The sequence below is a fragment of the Exiguobacterium sp. A1_3_1 genome (genome assembly GCF_048985645.1).
GTDB classification, from domain to species: Bacteria; Bacillota; Bacilli; order Exiguobacteriales; family Exiguobacteriaceae; genus Exiguobacterium_A; species Exiguobacterium_A indicum.
On the sequence record NZ_WBYY01000305.1, the window covers coordinates 1 to 1,347 of the forward strand.

At 49.1% G+C, this 1,347-nt stretch carries 2 protein-coding genes; one reads left to right on the plus strand and one right to left on the minus strand.

Going from position 1 to position 1,347, the window contains the following annotated elements:
• Positions 1 to 155: 155 nt before the first annotated feature.
• Positions 156 to 881, minus strand: coding sequence for a WecB/TagA/CpsF family glycosyltransferase (locus tag F8N00_RS17970; RefSeq protein ID WP_023469708.1), 726 nt, complete (start codon positions 879 to 881; stop codon positions 156 to 158).
• Between the two features lie 80 nt (positions 882 to 961).
• Between F8N00_RS17970 and F8N00_RS17975 the strand changes: the two genes are divergently transcribed.
• Positions 962 to 1,347 (plus strand): uracil-DNA glycosylase (locus tag F8N00_RS17975; protein ID WP_421018744.1); only part of this gene is annotated, 386 nt, incomplete at its 3' end.

Sequence of the window (1,347 nt, forward strand, 5' to 3'; positions counted from 1 at the left end):
GCCACTCCTACAGGAAAAGCGCGATTTTGCGCTGTCAGAGACAAACAAGACCCGTTTTTCTGCTTGAATGAAGCGGAAAAACTGGCTTGTGTCTCGCCTGAGGAAAGGGCGTGAAAGGACGCGTCATTTTTTAAGTCAGCCCTTTTTGTGTGCACTCAAGAGAGCGTTGATTTTTTGCGAAGTACAAGCGTTACGAAGAACAACAAGTCTTTAAGTTTCTCAAAACCACGAGGATGCGTCGAGATGCGATACAGCCACTCTAGCTTCAGTCGACGAAATAATTTAGGCGCACGTTTACTGTGTCCTGACCAAACGTCGAACGCACCACCGACACCGATGAAGATGCCATGATCGACGTGATCATAGACGGAAGCGATCCATTCTTCTTGTTTCGGTGCACCGAGTGCGACGAGAACAAGATCAGCGTCTGCTTCTGTAATGGCTTGCGTTGCTTCTTCTGTCTTTCCAAAACCATGAAACGTTCCTACGAAGTGGATATTCGGAAACCGAATCGATAACTGACGAATCAACGATTTCATGACTTCCGGACGTCCACCGAGTAAAAAGACACGCTTCTCGAGTGCGTCTGCCGTCCGCAATAGTTCACGTGCGGTCTCGATTCCTGGCAATGTCGCAGTGAGCGGTGCGCCCATCCGTTTACTGGCAGCCGTCACACCGATTCCGTCTGGTGTAATGAACGTCGCCCGTCGTAAGATGGCATCGTAAGAAGGTTCGCGCAATGCACGCAACACGAGCTCTGGGTTCGCCGTGACAAGAAAGGCTTTTCCACGTTCGTGTAAGATTGTTTTAATATGGGTATACCATTGCGAAGGTGTCGCATCGACGAATGGTAGTCCGAATACTTGTTTTGTCTGAATCATAGTTTTCCACCTCATCATCCATCATAGCAGAATCAAGACGGACGAACAGCGACTTGAGACTGAAAAAGGAGCGGATTCACGTGCATCCATCTTGGCAAACCGTGTTAAAAGAAGAAAAGGAAAAACCCTATTTTCAAGAATTGTGGGCTTTTTTGAAGGAAGCCTATCAAACGACGACCGTCTATCCTCCGAAAGAGCGGATTTTTCATGCGTTCGATGCGGTCGCTCCAGAAGATGTCCGGTGCGTCATCTTAGGGCAAGATCCCTACCATGGTCCACGTCAGGCGAATGGACTCAGCTTTTCCGTGCATGACGGAGTGCCGATTCCTCCATCCCTTCGAAACATGTATAAGGAACTCGTCTCGGATATCGGTTGTCCGACTCCGACATCCGGTAATCTCGAAGCATGGTCACGACAAGGAGTCTTCGTACTCCTGTCTCTTATACACATCTCCGAGCCCACGAG